Raw genomic sequence first — 16,953 nt, 5'->3', positions numbered from 1 at the left:
TCACGCGAAGCGGATGCCGGTTCGCGTGAAGAAAACGCTAAAAATCAAAAACCTGAAGCGCATTCGGCGAACAGGTTTTCACCAGATGCGCTCGAGAAATCGACAATGGCCGGGCGTGACGACTTGACCTTGATCGGATGATCCGAGTCCAGGCGTGAAGTCACGCGATGCAATGCGCCGCGTTCAGACCGAAGCCGTCACGTCAGAACGCGTCGCGACGTGATCGGGGTTGAGCGTCGGGTAATCGGTGTAGCCGTGAGCGCCGCCACCATAGAACGTTTCCTGTCCCATCAGCTTGTTGAGAGGCGCGTTCTGGCTCAGACGCTCGACGAGATCCGGATTGGCGATGAACGGGCGGCCAAAGGAGACGAGATCGGCGCGGCCGCTGACGACGGCGTCGATCGCCATCTGCCGGTCGTAGCCGTTATTGACCATCCAGGCGCCGTCGAAACGCGCGCTGAGGGCTTCATAGTCGAAGGCCATGCTATCCCTGTCGCCGCCCGTCTCGCCCTCCACCACATGGAGATAGGCCAGGCCCAGCGGGTTGAGGCCTTCAACGACATGATTGAAAAGCGCCTGCGGATGGCTGTCGTGGGAATCGCCGGCGGTCGAGACCGGAGAGAGTCGAACGCCCAGGCGCTCGGCGCCGATCGCGTCCGCGCAAGCCCTTGCAACTTCGAGCAACAGCCGCGCGCGATTTTCGATGGGGCCGCCATAGGCGTCGGTGCGATGGTTCGTCCCGTCGCGCAGAAAGGCGTCGAGCAGGTAGCCATGGGCGCCGTGCAATTCCACGCCGTCGAAACCGGCTTCGATGGCGCGGGAGCAGGCGTTGCCAAAGTCCTCGATGATGCCGGGGATCTCTCGCAGGTCCAGCGCGCGAGGCGTCGAAACGTCGACAAACCCCTCGCCGGCGACGAAGGTTTTTGTGCGCGCTCTTATGGCGGAAGGCCCCACGGGCGCTTGGCCGTCCTTCTGGAAACTGGTGTGCGAGACGCGGCCCGTATGCCACAACTGCACCACGATGGTCCCGCCCTTTTCGTGCACGGCCTCCGTGACTTTCTTCCAGCCCTGGACCTGTGCGTCGGTGTAGCAGCCGGGCGTGTTGGCATAGCCTTGCGCCTGCGCGGACACCTGCGTGGCCTCGGCGATGATCAAGCCGGCTGAGGCGCGCTGCGCGTAATATTCGGCGGCGAAAGGTCCGGGGCTCAAGTCTTCTGCGGCGCGGTTGCGGGTGAGCGGCGCCATGACGATGCGATTGGCGAGTTTCAATGCGCCGGCTTGCGCGGGTTCGAACACTGCGCGCGCGGAGCGGGTCTGGTGGGGTCGGGTCATCGAGCGGTTCCTGATCATCGGTTCTATAAGCAATAACCCGTCACCCTGTTCCCACAGGGTCACGGGATCTTGGTTTTCAGACGACGGAGATGTTGTTCTCGACAAACATCGTGCCTGGCGACGCCCATGCCGCGGCATCCGCCTCGTCCCGCTCGACCAGGGAATGGACATCTCCCGTCAGCTTCACCGTGCCGCCGTGGGCGGACACAGTGATCGCCGCGGGGTCGAACCACGAACGGTTCAGCGCGACCTTGATTTTGTCCTGGATGTTCGACACGTTCGGCTTCGGCTTAAGGGTGATCTGATTGGAAACGCCCACGACTCCCCAAAGTCTGCGAACATCTTCCGTCGCTGCATTCTGCTGGTAATGCCAGTCGACTTCCCCCGTCAGGGTGACGCAGCCTTTTTCCACCTTCACCTTCACGGCGTCGCGCGGAATCGTCGAACTCCATTTCAGTCGGTCGATCGCCGCGGCGGCGATTTCCTCGTCGCCGTGTTTCACTTCGAACGGCAGGCGCACCTCGATTTCCTCGGCGACCCCCTTGACCTCATTGACCTTCCGCGCCGCCTTTTCGGCGGCGAATTTTTCAGGATAGGATTCAACGTGACCCATCAGGGTCACAATTCCGTTTTTCGCGGACACGCCGATATGCGCGGCGTTCACGCTCGGATCCCACTCCAGTTCATCGAGTACGGCCTGTTTCAGAACTTTGTCGTTGGACATGACTTATCTCCCGGTTCGAAATCAGAGCGGCGCCGCACATCGCTTCATGACCCGAATTGGATACGAGCAGGTGTGGCGCTCAGAAAGGTTCGGAAACTACCCCCCATCGCGGCAAACGGTCGCCATGGCGCGCACGGCGTCGCGCTCTCGGTGTGAGCAGTTTCCGACTCTGCCGCCACCCGTTTGCAGCCAAGGTCTTTTTGGTCGGTGGCGGCCGCCGCCTTCATGATCCGCGAGGAGTCGGACAGGCTCGGCGGCGGCCTCGACGGCGCCGGGTCGGATCGACGCAAGCGGCGACCTGCGCGCTGCTCGGCCCTAAGCGCGAGCCCCCGGCCGTCGACAAGGGCAAGTTCGATCCGCGCGTTCTCTATAAGGCGTTCATCGCCTTGCACGATCTGGCGGAAGCCTGACGGGTCAAGAGCGGCGTCGAGGCCCAATCCTCACGCAAGCGCGTCAGGACGCTGGTCCCGCAGCGCCGGGGATGATCTTTGTCCTCATCTTGCTCACGGCGTGATGAAGCGCTTTTCACACGCGCGGCGAACGCGTGGGATTGGCGTGCCGGGTCGCTTCGATTTGGCGCGCAGCTCTTTGCTTTATGGCGGCGGCGAAAAAGGTGTCTTGAGCCTGAACGCCTCGTCGTCGCCTGCCGGGATGACATTGCTTGTTCTGGAAACTCTTGTCGCCGGCGTGCAAGCCCGGGTTTGGCAAATCTGCGGCGCCGGCGCCGGCGCTCTGCTGGTCCTGGCGATTCCCGCCGTGGAATGGCTCTGTCAATCGCCCGTTTCGATTGATCGCGGCCGCATTCGCATTGATTGGCGGATATGTCTCGTGGATCAAATGAATTCGATCGCGCGCGTTCGAATCCCATACGCTGCGCAATTTGCTTTGCCTCGCGCCGCTCAACGACGGGTCGCCCCGGAGTTCGTGACCTGGATCGGCGCCGGCATGGCTGATTGAAACGGCCAGCCCGCGCCGCGTTCAAGCCGCCTTCATGCCGCGCAATTTTTCCAGTACGGCGGCGTTGATGGCGCCGGGGGGCAGGGCGACGCCGGCCTGATTGTCGTGGATCCATTTGACCGTTATGGGGACTTCGTGACCATCCGCGAAGCGCAGGATTGCCGAACCTCCCGCCACCAGTCCGTCGACGGGCGACAGCTTGGCGCCGGAGCGGCTGACGTCGAACACCGTGGTTGGAAATTCGCCCCGCGCCGTGACGATATGCGCGGTGACGCCGAGTTCGTGGCGTTCGTTGCCACGCCGGTCCAGCGGTCCGCGCCGCAGGCTGACAAGGAAGTCCTTGACGGTGGTGTTGAGTCGGCCGCTTTCCTCGCCGATGGCGCCGGCCGCGCCGGTGACGTCGCGCGCCTGCCCCAAACCCTCCGCCGCCGTGGCCTGGATGCCGGACAGGGCATCCAAGACCTGTCGTGTGCGCAAAAGGGTTGTTTGCAGATGGTCGGCGATCTCGCCGGCGCCGACGACCTGGCTCTCGATCTGGGGGAGCGCCGCGCCGGTCACCTGGTCGATGTCGGCGATGCGGTTGCCGATTTCGCCCGTCGAGGCGACGGCGGCTTGCGTCGCCTGCTCCACTTCGGCGATCAGGCCGGCGATTTCGTCGGTGGCCTTGGTCGTCTGCTCCGCCAGCGATTTCACTTCGCCCGCGACGACGGCGAAACCGCGCCCGGCCTCTCCGGCGCGCGAGGCCTCGATGGTGGCGTTGAGCGCGAGCAGATTGGTCTGAACCGCGATCTTGTTGATGATTCCGACAATGGCGCCGATGCGCGTGACCGCGCCGTTCAGGCTTTCGACGGCTTGTCCGGTGTTTTGGGCCGCCGTCACGGCGTCGTGGGCGATGTCAACGGTGCGCCGCATGGAGGCGCCCACGTCCTGCGCGGAGGAGGCGAGGCGGTCGGCGGCGCTCTTCACCGCCTCGACGCTGTCGGACGCTTCGCCCGCCGCCGCGCCCAGGTCTTTCGCGCGCGTCCCGGTCGCGCCGCTGCCCTGCGCCAGAGCGTTGGCGAGCGCGCCGATGCCGCTCGATGAGGTCGAAAGCTGGTCGACGATGCGCCCGATCTGCGCGGAAAACTCTTCCGTGGACGAGTCGAAGGCGGAGACCCGCGCTTCCACGCCATCGGCGGCTTCGTTGATCGTCGTCGCCGAGACCAGCAGAGCGCCTTTCAGGCCGTCGGGCAGGATGCGGCGGTAATAGCAGTTTCTCCGCATGGCTTCGAGCGAAGCCGTGGCTTCCCGGACATAGGCGTCGATCAGGTCGGCCATGTCGTTCATTTCGTGAAGAAACGCACCGGTTTCGCCGCGCTCGTGGATCAGGAGGAGGCGGGTTTCGAAATCGCCTTGCGCGATGGCCGCGCACAGCCGCCGCGCGTCGGCGAGCGCGCGCGACAGCCGCGATAGGGCCCAAAAACCTGCGAGCGCCGCGACGACGCCGAGCCCGGCCAGAGCGCTTCCCAAAAGCGGCTCCCCCAAAAAACTCGCGGCCGCGCCGGCGCAACCCGCCGCGCCGCCCAAGACCGCGGCCGCGCGCGCCTTAGAGAGAGAAGACCAGTTCATCATAGCTGCGCGCCTTGCCTTGCACGATTTCGCTGAATTGCCGGTACGACGCCGCGAGACCCTGCTTGGCGTTGGGCGTCTCCGTCTCGGTTTTCAGCAATGCGGCGTAGAGGGGAATGATGGCTTCGTTGAGCACGCGGCGGTCGGGCGCGCGGCGGTTGGAATGGAAGCCCAGAAAATTGCCCGCCGGATCGCAGGAGGGGGTGACATGGGCGAAGACCCAGTAGAAATCCCCATTTTTGGTCATGTTCTTGACATAAGCGAAGACTTCATTGCCCTCGAGAATGCGGTCCCACAGGAACTTGAACACAACCCTGGGCATGTCGGGGTGGCGGACGATGGAGTGCTGCGCGCCGATCAGCTCCCGTTCCGTGTAGGATGCGACCTTGCAGAAGGCGCGGTTTACATAGGTAATCCGCCCCTTGAGGTCGGTCTTGGACACAATGAAATGATCGCGGTCAAAAAAGACTTCGCGATTCGTCGGTATAGTCGCAGTCTTCATGGGACGGCCCAGCCTCGCTTGCACAAGAGTTAGGCGGCGCAGCTTGCGTCTGGCTGGAGGCGGCGATTGTCAAATCATTGTTTCAGGGATCGTGTTAAGGTCGGGGTGAGGTTTTAGGAGATAGGTTTTCGGAATGATCGTTCAAAATCGCGCCTCTCAGGCGAAACGCGCCAACACCATCTGGTCGCAGCTCAAGGTTGGCGACACCGCCACCATCGACCGCGTCTGCGCCCAGCGCGACCTGCTGCTGTTCGCGCATATGTCGGGCAATCGCAATCCGCTGATGCTGCCCTCCGAAGAGGACAAGGCGGCGGGAAGCGAGCCGATCGCCCCCTCGATGTGGGTGGGATCGCTGATCTCGACGGTGCTCGGCAACATTCTGCCCGGACCCGGCACGCTCTACCGCTCGCAGACCTTTGAATTCGCCAAGCGCGTCCACATCGGCGACCGCCTGCGCGTCACCGTCACCTGCCGCGAGAAGCGCGAGGAGCCGGTGGCTTTGTTCGAAACCGTCATCACTGACGTCAAGGGCGAATCCGTTTGCAAGGGCATGGCGGTGGTCGAGGCGCCGCTCACGCGCGTCGAGATTGAGCCGCGCGACCTGCCGACACTGATTCTCGAAGAGAATGAGCAGTTTCCGCATCTCGTCGCGCTCGCCGCCCAATTGCCGCGGCTCAAGACCGCGGTCGTCTGCCCGGAAAACCACGCCTCGCTCAATGGCCCGCTGCTCGCCTTCGAAAAGGGTTTGATCGAGCCGATTTTCATCGGCGATCCGGAAAAGATCGCGGCCGCGGCGAAGGCGCTGGGCGCCGATATTTCCGCCTTCCAACTGGTCGAGGAAAGCAATCATCGGCTTGCCGCCGACAAGGCGGTGGCCATGGTGCGCGCCGGGGAAGCCGGCGCGGTGATGAAGGGGGATTTGCACTCCGACGACCTGCTCGCCGCCGTGGTCAAGAAGGAGGGCGGCTTGCGCACGGGGCGGCGCATCAGCCATGTCTTCGTCATCGACACGCCGACGATGGACAACCTGCTGTTCGTCTCCGACGCCGCCATCAACATCGCGCCCGACCTGATGACCAAGGTGGACATCGTCCAGAACGCCATCGACCTCGCGCTCGCCTGTGGCGAGGAGGCGCGCGTCGGCGTGCTCTCGGCGGTCGAGGTCATCAATCCCGCCATCGTCTCGACGCTCGACGCCGCCATCCTGTCGAAAATGGCGGAGCGCGGCCAGATCACCGGCGGCGTCGTCGACGGACCGCTGGCCATGGACAACGCCATTGACATGGACGCCGCCCGCACCAAGGGAATCGCCTCGCTGGTCGCCGGCCACGCCAATGTGCTGATCGCGCCCAATCTGGAATCCGGCAACATGCTGGCCAAGGAGCTGACTTTTGTGGGACACGCCGAGGCGGCCGGGTTGGTGGTCGGCGCGTCGGCGCCGGTGATGCTGACCAGCCGCGCCGACAACGACAAGGCGCGCCTCGTCTCCTGCGCCCTGGCGCAGCTCTACAAATACTGGCGCGACAACGGAAAGCCGTTCACCGGCGTGAACGGCGAAAAACTCGCGGCGGAGTGAAAAATTGGCCGACATCATCATCACCATCAACGCCGGCTCGTCGTCGATCAAATTCTCGGCCTACCGGATCGCCCAGGGACAGCTGACCCAACTCGCGCTCGGCCAGATCGACGGCATCGGCGGCAAGGCGCATTTTTGCGTGAAAAAAGCCGGCGGGGAAAAAACCGGTTTCGATTTCGACCAGAGCCATGGCGCCGTGGACCATCGCGCGGGGCTCGCCGCCGTGCTCGGCTGGCTGGAATCTGAAGGCGACGGGGCCAATGTGGTCGGCGTCGGCCATCGCGTGGTGCATGGCGGTCCGGTCTATGCCGAACCCGTGCTTGTGGATGATTTCGTGCTGACGAAACTGAAATCCTTCGAGCCGCTGGCGCCGCTGCACCAGCCCTACAACCTCGCCGGCGTCGAGGCCGCGCGCGAGGCTTTTCCCGGCGCCGCGCAGGTCGCCTGTTTCGACACGGCTTTTCATCGCCGGCATACGTTCATCGCCGACACCTATGCGCTGCCGCGCGCCTATTACGACCAGGGCGTGCGCCGCTACGGTTTCCATGGCCTGTCCTACGAATTCATCCACCGCATCCTGCGCCACGAGGAACCCGTGCTCGCGCGCGGCAAAGTGGTCGTGGCGCATCTCGGCAACGGCGCCTCGATGTGCGCCATCAACGCGGGGAAATCCGTGGGCTCGACCATGGGTTTCACCGCGCTCGACGGCCTGCCGATGGGCACGCGCTGCGGCCAGCTCGATCCGGGCGTCGTCCTCTATCTCATGGCCGAGAACAAGATGAGCGCGGCCGAAATCACCGACCTGCTCTACAAGAATTCCGGGCTGAAGGGCATGTCCGGCATTTCCAACGACGTGCGTGAGCTCGAAGCTTCTGGCGAAAAATCGGCCAGGGACGCGCTCGATTATTTCGTCTCGCGCGTGCGCCGCAACATCGGCGGCCTCAGCGCCGAACTGGGCGGTCTCGATTGTCTGGTCCTGACCGGGGGCATCGGCGAAAACGCTGTCAACATCCGCCGCAAAATCCTTGAAAACATGGAATGGTTCGGCATCCAGATCGATTTCGACGCCAACGCCCGCAACGAGCGGATCATTTCCGAAAAGGGCTCGCCGACGGTCGTCATGATCCTGAAAACCGACGAAGAGCGGATGATCGCCGCGCATACGGCGGAATTGCTCGATCTCAAAAAACCGCTGGTGCCTCCGCTCCAGTGAAGAGATGCGCGATCGGCGCTTCAGTTGTCACAAAGCGGGCGTAAGCTTTACGCAAGACCACCAATCGAGGCGGCGCGGTCGCACGCCTCGTTCCGCCCTTGATTTCAGGAGGCGCCCATGCCCTCGACCTACGACCCCGAAAACCTTTTTCCCTGCCTTTCCGAGGATGGCGCGGCCAGCGCCCGGCAGGCGAAGAACCTTGCTGAACTCGCGGCCATTCACGCGCAACGGATCGCGCGCAATCACGGCGAGCGCGCGCAAACAGCCTTGGCCGCGGCGAGCCCGGCCCTGCAGAAAATCGCCGATCTGGCGCGCGAGGGGAAACTCGACAAGGCGGCCGACGAATACATGCGCGACGCGACCCAGCGCTATTGGCTGACGCTCGACGTGCTGCGCCAACGCGGCGACAACGACATCGCCCATGAGGCCGCGGGCACGCCGCCGGTGTTGATTTACGATCATGAAGTCGCGATGGACGGCAAGACGCTGCCGCATCCCTGCAATTATGTGCTTCTGAAAATCGTCCCGCCGAAGGGGGTCGAGACCCACGATTGGAAGCGGCCCTACATGATCATCGATCCCCGCGCCGGCCATGGCGCGGGCATTGGCGGATTCAAGTCGGACAGCCAGGTCGGCGTGGCGCTTCACGACGGGCATCCCGTCTATTTCTGCGTGTTCCGCCCGCAGCCAGAACCCGACCAGACGCTCGCCGACGTGATGCGCGCGGAAGCCGAATTTTTACGCGAAATCCGCCGGCGCCATCCCGACGCGCCAAAGCCCGTCGTCGTCGGCAATTGCCAGGGCGGCTGGGCCACGCTCATTCTCGCCGCCGCCAATCCCGACATTTCCGGTCCGCTGGTGATCAATGGCGCGCCGGTGGCGGCCTGGTCCGGGCGCATGGGCGAAAACCCCATGCGCTACAATGGCGGGCTGCTCGGCGGTGCGCTTCCGGCGCTGCTCATGTCCGATCTCGGCGCCGGCGTGTTCGACGGCGCCCATCTCGTCAGCAATTTCGAGGGGCTTAATCCCGGCCGCAATTATTTCGGCAAATATTATGACCTGTTCGCCGCTCCAGAGAAGACACGCTCCAGTTTTCTTGAGTTCGAACGCTGGTGGGGCGGCTTTCATTTCATGAACGAAGCGGAGATCACCTGGATCGTCCGCAACATTTTTGTCGGCAACAAGCTGTCGCGCGGCGAGGCCCATCTTGAGCGTGGGCGCCGGATCGATCTGAAGGCGATCCGCTCGCCGATCATCGTCTTCGCCAGCAAGGGCGACAACATCACCCCGCCGCAGCAGGCGCTCAACTGGATCGCCGACACATTTACCGACGAGCACGAGATCCGCGTCCGCGGCCATCGCATCATCTACATGGTCCACGAAAAGGTCGGCCATCTCGGCATTTTCGTCTCCTCCTCGATCGCGAAGAAGGAGCACGCCGAGGTCACCTCGACGCTGAAAACCATCGAGGCGCTGGCGCCCGGCCTGTACGAGATGACCATCGACGAACAGATCGGCGAGGGGGTGGACGCGCATTTCCGCGTGTCCTTCACCCAGCGCACGATGAGCGAACTCGCCGGCATCGACGATTCTCGCGGCGACGAGGCGCAATTCGGCGCGGTGTCGCGCCTCTCCGATCTCGCCTGCGAGTTTTACGATATTTTTGCGCGCCCCTTCGTTCAGACTAGCGTGTCGAAGGCCTCCGCGGAGGCCGCGCGCAAAATGCATCCGGGACGCGCCAGCCGCCGCATGTTTTCGAACGAAAATCCGCTGATGGATTTCGCCAGGGAGGAGGCGCGGAGAGCAGAAAAGGCGCGCGCGCCAGCCGATCCCGCGAACCCCTTGCTCGCGCTGGAGAAGATTTGGGCGAATGGGATGGTCCAGACGCTCGATTTCTGGCGCGACATGCGCGACGCCGCCTATGAAATGACGTTCTTCTCCATCTATGGCGCGCCGGCCATGCTGCGGTTCGGCGCCAGTCACGCCTGGGCGCGCACCACCGTGGACGCCAAAGACCTGGCGCATCTTCCGGAGGTCGAAGCCGTCCTGCTCGGGATCGACCGCGGCGGCTTCGCCGTCGCGGTGATCCGCATGCTTATCCTGATCGCGCAGGCGCGCCATCAGGTGCGGCGCGACCGGCTGGAGCGGTCCGCGAACGTGCTCAGCCATGACGAGCCTTTCGCGTCGCTCGGCGCCGAAAAACGCGCCGCGCTGATCCGCGAGCAGAGCATCATCGTGGAATTTGCGCCCGAAAAGGCGGTGGAGACCCTGCCGCTGCTGCTGACCGACCCCGCCGAGCGCCAGCGCGCCATCGACGTGGTGGACTCTATCGCCGGCGCGGTCGAGGAAATGGAGCCCCATACGCTGGCGATGCTGCGCAGGATTCGTTCCGTCCTGGGCCTGCCCCGGTTGGGCGCGCTCACGTCCGGCGATCCGCTCGAGAGCGCGCAGTCCGCCGCGCAGTAAGACGCGCGTCCAACCCGCGCAAGAGACAGAAGACAAGCTTCGCCTTTTGCATTATGAACTGACCGATTGGTCAATTCCGAGGGCGCGCCTTGAGTGAATCTGTCGTGGAAACGCCTGATGCCGAGGGCGCGCGGGCGCCGGCGGAGCCTCGGCCCGTCGCCGACGCGGGGGACGGCAAAGGAGGTCTCGGAAAGAAGATCGGCCTCGGCCTGATCGTGCTGGTCGCGGTCGGCGCGGCGTGGTTTTTCCTGTCCGGCGCCGATGTGGAAAGCACCGACGACGCCTTTGTCGATGGACGCTCGTTCATCATCTCGCCGCTTGTGCCGGGGCAGGTGGTCTCGCTCGACGTCGCCGACAACCAGTTTGTGACCAAGGGCCAGCAATTGCTGCGCATCGATCCGCGGCAATACGAGAATGACCGCGCGCTCGCCGCCGCCGTGCTGGAATCGGCGAAAGCCCAGCTCGGCGCGCAGGGCTATGGGCTCGAAGTGGCGAAGAAGAATTTTCCCGCCCTGCTCGCCCAGGCGCAGGCGCAGCTTGCCGCCGCCGAGGCCGTCGCCGCCAAGGCGCAGGCCGACTACAGCCGCCAGTCGTCGTTGAGCCGGCAGGCGACCTCGCAGCAGGAGGTCGACGCCGCAAGGGCCGCGCTGAAACAGGCGGAGGCGCAAGTCGCGGCGGCCAAGGCCCAGGTGGCGCAGGCGACGCCGGTTCCCGAGCGCATCGGCGAGACCGAAAAAGTTGTGGGACAGTTGCAGGGCGCTGTCGATCAGGCGCAGGCGCGGCTGAAACAGGCGGATTTGAACCTGTCGTGGACCGCGGTGCGCGCGCCGCAGGACGGCTGGATCACGCGGCGCAATGTCGAACTCGGCAATTACGTCGCGCCTGGGCAGCAGCTTCTCGCGCTTGTCGGGACCGAGCGCTGGATCGTCGCCAATTTCAAGGAAGGCCAGCTGCGGCGGATGAAGCCGGGGCAAAAGGTCAAGATCGAGGTCGATGCTCATCCGCAGCTCCATCTCGAAGGCCATGTGGACAGCATCCAGCAGGGCACGGGCTCGAAATTCACCGCCTTCCCGCCCGAAAACGCCACCGGCAATTTCGTCAAGGTGGTGCAGCGCGTCCCCGTCAAAATTGTCATCGACAGCGGGCTCGATCCAAACGCGCCGCTGCCGCTTGGCCTGTCCGTCGTGCCACGAGTGTCGCTGAAATGAGCGACGCCCAAGCGGCCCCGGACGCGGACGCCTCCTGGAAGCCGAAGCACAATCCCTGGCTGATCGCGGTCGGCGTCACCCTCGCCACATTCATGGAGGTGCTCGACACCACCATCGTCAATGTGGCGCTGCCGCATATCGCGGGATCGCTGTCGGCCAGCAATGACGAGGCGACCTGGGCGCTGACCTCCTATCTCGTCGCCAATGGCATCGTGCTGACCATTTCCGGCTGGCTCGGCGACATTTTGGGGCGCAAGCGCTATTTCGTCATCTGCATCATTATGTTCACCGTCTGCTCCTTCATGTGCGGCGCGGCGACCAGCCTCGGCCAGCTCATCCTGTTCCGGCTGTTGCAGGGGTTTTTCGGCGGGGGCATGCAGCCCAACCAGCAGTCGATCATTCTCGATACGTTTCCGATCGCCAAGCGCGGCGCGGCCTTCGGCGTCGCCGCCATGGCCACCATCGTCGCGCCGGTGCTCGGGCCGACGCTCGGCGGCTACATCACCGACACATTCGACTGGCGCTGGATTTTCTACATCAACGTGCCCATCGGCATCGTCGCCGCCATTTGGGTCTATGTGGTGGTCGAGGACCCGCCGTGGGTGAAGGCGCGGCGCAACCGCGGCATCGATTTTGTCGGCCTCGGCCTGATCACGCTCGGTCTCGGCTGCCTCGAAATTTTTCTCGACCGCGGCGTGGACGACGACTGGTTCGAATCCGGCTTCATTCAGTTGATGGCCGTGCTCGCCGCGCTCGGCATTCTGGGCGCCATCGCCTGGCTTTCGTTCGCCAAGAAACCGATTGTCCATCTGGATGTGTTCAAGGACCGCAATTACACGGTCGGCTGCGTCATGATCGCCGCGACCGGCGGGCTGCTTTACGCCAGCGTGGTGATGATCCCGCAGATGGTGCAGCAATATCTCGGCTATAACGCCACCTGGTCCGGCCTGATCCTGTCGCCGGGCGGCATTTTGATGATTGTCCTGATCCCCATCGTCGGCCGCGTGATGAAAGTGGTTGCGGCGCGCTATCTGGTGGCGCTCGGCTTCACCATCATGGGCTTCGCCTTCCTCTATTCCAGCCATCTGGCGCAGAACATCGATTTCCAGACGCTGGTGGGCATGAGGCTGTTCCAGACCTCGGCGCTCGCCTTCCTGTTCGTGCCGATCAGCACGGTCGCCTACATGACCCTGCCGCGCGAGCGCAATGGCGACGGCGTCGCGCTGTTTTCCATGTTCCGCAACGTGTTCGGCTCCGTCGGCATTGCGCTGTCCACCGCGAGCGTGACCGAAAGCGCCCAGGCCCACCAGAATTTTCTGAGCCAGTACGCCTCGCCCTTTCATCAGCCGTTCAATAACCTGGTCGCGACCTACGAGAAGGCGCTGGTTGCGGCGGGGCAGACGGCGCAGGCGGCCCACGAGATGGCGCTGGGGCAGGTGTTGAGGACCATTCGCGCGCAGGCGGCGATCATGGCCTATTCGGACACGTTTGTTTATTGCGCCATCGTGGCTTTCGCTGTCGTGCCGCTCACTTTTCTGATGACGTCGAGAAAAAGCGTCGGCGGACCTGGAGGGGCGCATTGATGCGCAAGACGATCGTCCTTCTCCTCGCCCTGTCCGGCTGCAACGCGGTCGGCCCCGATTTTTCGCCGCCCGAAACCGGACTGCCCGACCGGGCCTTTGTCGCGGGGGCGCGCACGTCCGCGCCCGATCCGGCGTGGTGGGCGGGTTTCCGCGATCCGACCCTGACCGCGCTGGTCCGCGAGGTCGCCGACAAGAATCTCGACGTTCAGACGGCGAGCCTGCGCGTCGCCGAAAGCCGGTTCCAGCGCGGTGTCGCGGCGTCCGCGCAGATGCCCTCGCTCAATGGCGGCGCAAAGTCGGTCCGCGAGCAATATTCGCAAAATGGCATCCTCAGCCTGATGAACGGCCTCGTTCCCGGCGGCATCAACGTGCCGCCGATCACCGACAATTACGTCGGTTTCGACGCCGCCTGGGAGCTGGACATCTGGGGGCGGGTGCGCCGCTCCGTGGAGGCCGCCGACGCGCAGGTGCGGATGTCCGAGGACCAGCGCCGCGACGCGCTGCTGTCGGTGATGGCGGAAACCGCGCGCGACTACATCCAGTTGCGCGGCGTGCAGGTGCAGATCGGCGTGCTCAACGACAATATCCGCATCGCCCAGGAGATTTTGAAACTCGCCGACGAGCGGCAGGCCAAGGGCCTTGCCAGCGCGCTCGACACCGAAAACGCGCGCTCGCAGCTCGAAGGCTATCGCGCCCAGCTTCCGCCGCTGGAGCAGCAGGACTCCGAACTCGTCAACGCCCTGAGTTTTCTCGTCGACCACCCCCCGGGCGCGCTAAAGGCGCGGCTCGGACAGACTCGAAAATCGCCGCTCGCGCTCGGCGCCGTTCCGACCGGCGTCGCCTCGGACCTCGCCCGGCGCCGGCCCGACATCCGCGCGGCAGAGGCGCAGTTGCACGCCGCAACCGCGCAGACCGGCGTCGCCGTCGCCAATTTCTATCCGACCATCACGCTGACAGGGCAGGCGGGGCTGGATTCGCTCAATCCCGACACCCTGTTTCGCGGCTCCTCTTTCCAGTGGAGTTTCGGGCCGAGCGTCAGCCTGCCGATCTTCAACGGCGGCCGCCTGACCAACACACTCGAGCTGCGCGAGGCCCAGCAGCAGGAGGCCGCGCTCGCCTATCGCAAGACGATCCTGCGCGCCTGGCACGATGTGGTGAACGCGTTGGTCGCCCTGCGCCTGGAAAAGGCGCGCCATGCCAGGCTGTCGGAACAGGTGGTCCACGCGCGAAAAGCCGCCGGGATCGCCCGCGACCGCTATCGCGACGGCGTCACCGATTTCCTCAACGTGCTCTCCGCCGAACGGACCGCCCTGATCGCCGAACAGGAGCAGGCGCGCAGCGCGACCATGCTCGGGGTCGACCAGGTGCAGCTCTACAAGGCGCTCGGCGGCGGCTGGGAAGGGTTCTTTCCCGACGCGTCCGGCGACAAGAGCGCTGCTCTTAACCCGAATTGACGATTGATCTAAATCAATAGTTAGGGCTTTGACTGTACAATTCCGCCATGTCGTCGGAAAATAACAATGATCGATCCTGGTTTGGATCGATTCACGTGAGAATGACCTTGGTCATTCTCGGTTTTGTCTCTCTCATTGCTTCCGTTACGTCAACAAGTATTTTCGGCCTGCGGGCGATGGACTCGAAAATGAGGTTCATCGAGCAGGTTGGCCTGGTCGAAACTCATTTCTTCGGCGAACTGGCGGACAAGCTGTCCGAGCTGCGCCTGATGGAAATGTCGGTCAACCACGCCGAAAACGAGACCGAGCGCGCGGAGAGCCTCGAACTGCTCGCGCAACGCCGTGCGTCCGTCGGCCAGCTCACGCGCCAGATCGACGCGATCATGCCGGGTCGCAGCGACGCGGCCCTTCTGGATCGCTTTCGCGCCGCCTGGACGCGCTATGCCGAACTGCACGACGGCCAATTCTCGGCCATGAACGACCGGAGGCCAGAAAGCGGCGTCCGCAGCCGCATTCACAGGGCTTATGCGGAGGCGGAGGAGGCGCTTGACCGGTTGATCGACGACAGCCAGCACAGGATCAATGGCGAGGTGGTTGCGTCCAACGATCTTTCGCGCGAGATCATGACCATGATGGTCGTCGCCGCTGCGCTCGCCACGGGCGCGGCCTTGCTCCTCTACCGAGGCGCGCGAAAAGACATATTCGCGCCGCTGGGCGAGATCACCGAGGCGCTCACCGCCCTGGCGCAGGGCCGCGCCGACGTCGCGCTGCCGGAACGCAAGGCGCGCGACGAGATCTCGGATCTCGCCAGCGCCTTCCGCGTCTTCCGCGCCAACCTCGCGGAGCTCGAACAAGCCCACCGCGTCGCCAAGATCGCGCGCAGGGCGGCGGAGACCATGGCGCAAGCCGATCCCCTGACCAATCTGCCCAACCGCCGCGCGCTCGCGGCGAAATTGCGCCGCTATTTCGAGGCGGGCGAACAGGCGCCGTCTTGCGCGCTGCTGATCGTCGATCTCGACCGTTTCAAGCCGGTGAACGATCTGCTGGGGCACATGGTCGGCGATCTCGTGCTGTGCGCGGTGGCGAAACGCCTGCAAGAGGCCGCCGCGCGCGCCGGCCTGGTGGCGCGACTGGGCGGCGACGAATTCGCCGTGGTGATCCGGCTCGCCGACGGCGCGGACGCCCGCCCCGCGCAGGATCTGGCGCGTCGAATCCGCGAGGCGCTGCGCGCGCCTATCCTGGTCGCCGACCACCGCATAGAGATCGACGCCAGCATCGGAATCGCCCTCTCCAAGGACGCGGCGGACCCGACGACGCTGCTGTCCTGCGCGGATATCGCCATGTACCGCGGAAAGAAGAACCAGCACGACCCCGTCTGCCTGTTCGAGCGGGAAATGGAGGGCGAATTGCGCCGCCGCGTCGGGCTGGAGAAGGCGCTGCGGCGGGCGTTGCAGGCGGGCGAGATCATGCCGCATTACCAGCCGATCATCGATCTCGCCACGCGCCGGCTCACCGGATTCGAAATCCTGGCCCGCTGGCGCGACCCGGAGATTGGACCCGTCTCGCCTGAAATCTTCATTCCGCTCGCCGAACAGCAGGGGCTGATCCTGGAGCTTTCCACGGCCATGCTGGCGCAGGCCTGCCGCGACGCCGCGCATTGGCCGCGGGACGTCAACCTTTCCATGAACGTTTCGCCGGTGCAATTGCGCGACCGGCGTTTTCCCGAGGTGCTGCTCGAGAGCTTGCGGACCCACGGCTTCCCGCCGCAGCGGCTGGAAATCGAGATCACCGAAACCGCTCTGATCGGCGATGTGGACGAGGTGCGCGACATCCTGGTTCGTCTGCGCTCCGCTGGCATAAAGGTTTCGCTCGACGATTTCGGCATGGGCTATTCAAGCCTGAACCATCTGCGCCAGTTCAGGATCGACAAGGTCAAGATCGACAAGTCTTTTACGAAGACCGTGTTCGAGGACCCCGAGAGCGCCCTGATCGTGCGCTCCGTCATCCATCTGGCGCGCGGGTTGCGGCTCGCGGTGGTGGCGGAGGGGATCGAGGACGAGCGCACGGCGGAAATGATGGGCTTGATGGGCTGCGATCTTGGGCAGGGCTATCGCTTTGGCAAAGCGGTCGGCGGAGACGAAGCCGCCGCCCTTGCGCGGCCGGGGGGCGCGCGCGAGGTCGCGGCGTGAGCATGATCCCCAAAGGGGATGCCGGTTCTTGGAAGAGCTCATGCTCAACAATGAGTGCGGACCATGATGCGCAACGCATCATGGTCAGAAATTGCTTTCCTTTCATGTCGCCGCCGTTATGGTCCCGCGCCAAACTCTGGC

Annotated in this window: 12 protein-coding genes; 8 read left to right on the top strand and 4 right to left on the bottom strand. The window is 64.4% G+C overall.

Annotation, left to right across the window (positions count from 1 at the left end; translation table 11 throughout):
* Positions 1-183: 183 nt before the first annotated feature.
* Both GJ654_RS14145 and GJ654_RS14140 read right to left on the bottom strand, forming a co-directional pair.
* Positions 184-1,332: an alkene reductase gene (locus tag GJ654_RS14145; protein WP_155446816.1), complete on the bottom strand. Its 1,149-nt coding sequence runs from the start codon at positions 1,330-1,332 to the stop codon at positions 184-186.
* A 76-nt stretch (positions 1,333-1,408) separates the two neighbouring features.
* Positions 1,409-2,056: a BON domain-containing protein gene (locus GJ654_RS14140; protein WP_155446815.1), complete on the bottom strand. Its 648-nt coding sequence runs from the start codon at positions 2,054-2,056 to the stop codon at positions 1,409-1,411.
* A gap of 513 nt (positions 2,057-2,569) precedes the next feature.
* Here GJ654_RS14140 and GJ654_RS14135 point away from each other — a divergent pair.
* The gene (locus GJ654_RS14135) at positions 2,570-3,013 is read left to right on the top strand and encodes a hypothetical protein (protein WP_155446814.1); all 444 of its coding nucleotides are present in this window, start codon (positions 2,570-2,572) and stop codon (positions 3,011-3,013) included.
* 21 nt (positions 3,014-3,034) lie between these two features.
* Here the strand turns inward: GJ654_RS14135 and GJ654_RS21500 are convergent, their stop codons facing one another.
* Positions 3,035-4,522, bottom strand: a complete 1,488-nt coding sequence (locus GJ654_RS21500) for a methyl-accepting chemotaxis protein (protein ID WP_281406408.1) — start codon at positions 4,520-4,522, stop codon at positions 3,035-3,037.
* Positions 4,523-4,598: 76 nt separating this feature from the next.
* Positions 4,599-5,123, bottom strand: coding sequence for a PAS domain-containing protein (locus GJ654_RS14125; RefSeq protein ID WP_155446812.1), 525 nt, complete (start codon positions 5,121-5,123; stop codon positions 4,599-4,601).
* A gap of 133 nt (positions 5,124-5,256) precedes the next feature.
* Between GJ654_RS14125 and GJ654_RS14120 the strand changes: the two genes are divergently transcribed.
* The 7 genes from GJ654_RS14120 (at position 5,257) to GJ654_RS14090 (ending at position 16,812) form a co-directional block, all read left to right on the top strand.
* Complete coding sequence (locus GJ654_RS14120) at positions 5,257-6,699, top strand: bifunctional enoyl-CoA hydratase/phosphate acetyltransferase (protein ID WP_155446811.1); 1,443 nt, start codon at positions 5,257-5,259, stop codon at positions 6,697-6,699.
* 4 nt (positions 6,700-6,703) lie between these two features.
* Positions 6,704-7,912: an acetate/propionate family kinase gene (locus GJ654_RS14115; protein ID WP_155446810.1), complete on the top strand. Its 1,209-nt coding sequence runs from the start codon at positions 6,704-6,706 to the stop codon at positions 7,910-7,912.
* 117 nt (positions 7,913-8,029) lie between these two features.
* Positions 8,030-10,378, top strand: coding sequence for an alpha/beta fold hydrolase (locus tag GJ654_RS14110; RefSeq protein ID WP_155446809.1), 2,349 nt, complete (start codon positions 8,030-8,032; stop codon positions 10,376-10,378).
* 89 nt (positions 10,379-10,467) lie between these two features.
* Positions 10,468-11,586, top strand: coding sequence for an HlyD family secretion protein (locus GJ654_RS14105; protein ID WP_155446808.1), 1,119 nt, complete (start codon positions 10,468-10,470; stop codon positions 11,584-11,586).
* Complete coding sequence (locus tag GJ654_RS14100) at positions 11,583-13,169, top strand: MDR family MFS transporter (RefSeq protein WP_155446807.1); 1,587 nt, start codon at positions 11,583-11,585, stop codon at positions 13,167-13,169. The genes GJ654_RS14105 and GJ654_RS14100 overlap by 4 nt, the downstream gene beginning before the upstream one ends.
* Entirely contained in the window at positions 13,169-14,623 is a 1,455-nt protein-coding gene (locus GJ654_RS14095) for an efflux transporter outer membrane subunit (protein ID WP_155446806.1), read from the top strand. Before GJ654_RS14100 ends, GJ654_RS14095 begins: the two co-directional genes overlap by 1 nt.
* Positions 14,624-14,670: 47 nt before the next feature.
* A complete protein-coding gene (locus GJ654_RS14090) occupies positions 14,671-16,812 on the top strand; it encodes a putative bifunctional diguanylate cyclase/phosphodiesterase (RefSeq protein WP_155446805.1) in 2,142 nt (713 codons plus the stop codon).
* Positions 16,813-16,953 lie beyond the last annotated feature (141 nt).

The sequence above is a fragment of the Rhodoblastus acidophilus genome (assembly GCF_009720655.1).
In the GTDB taxonomy this organism is placed as follows: Bacteria; Pseudomonadota; Alphaproteobacteria; order Rhizobiales; family Beijerinckiaceae; genus Rhodoblastus; species Rhodoblastus acidophilus_A.
Note: the sequence above shows the minus strand (reverse complement) of the source record. Positions and strands in the feature narration are given on the sequence as shown.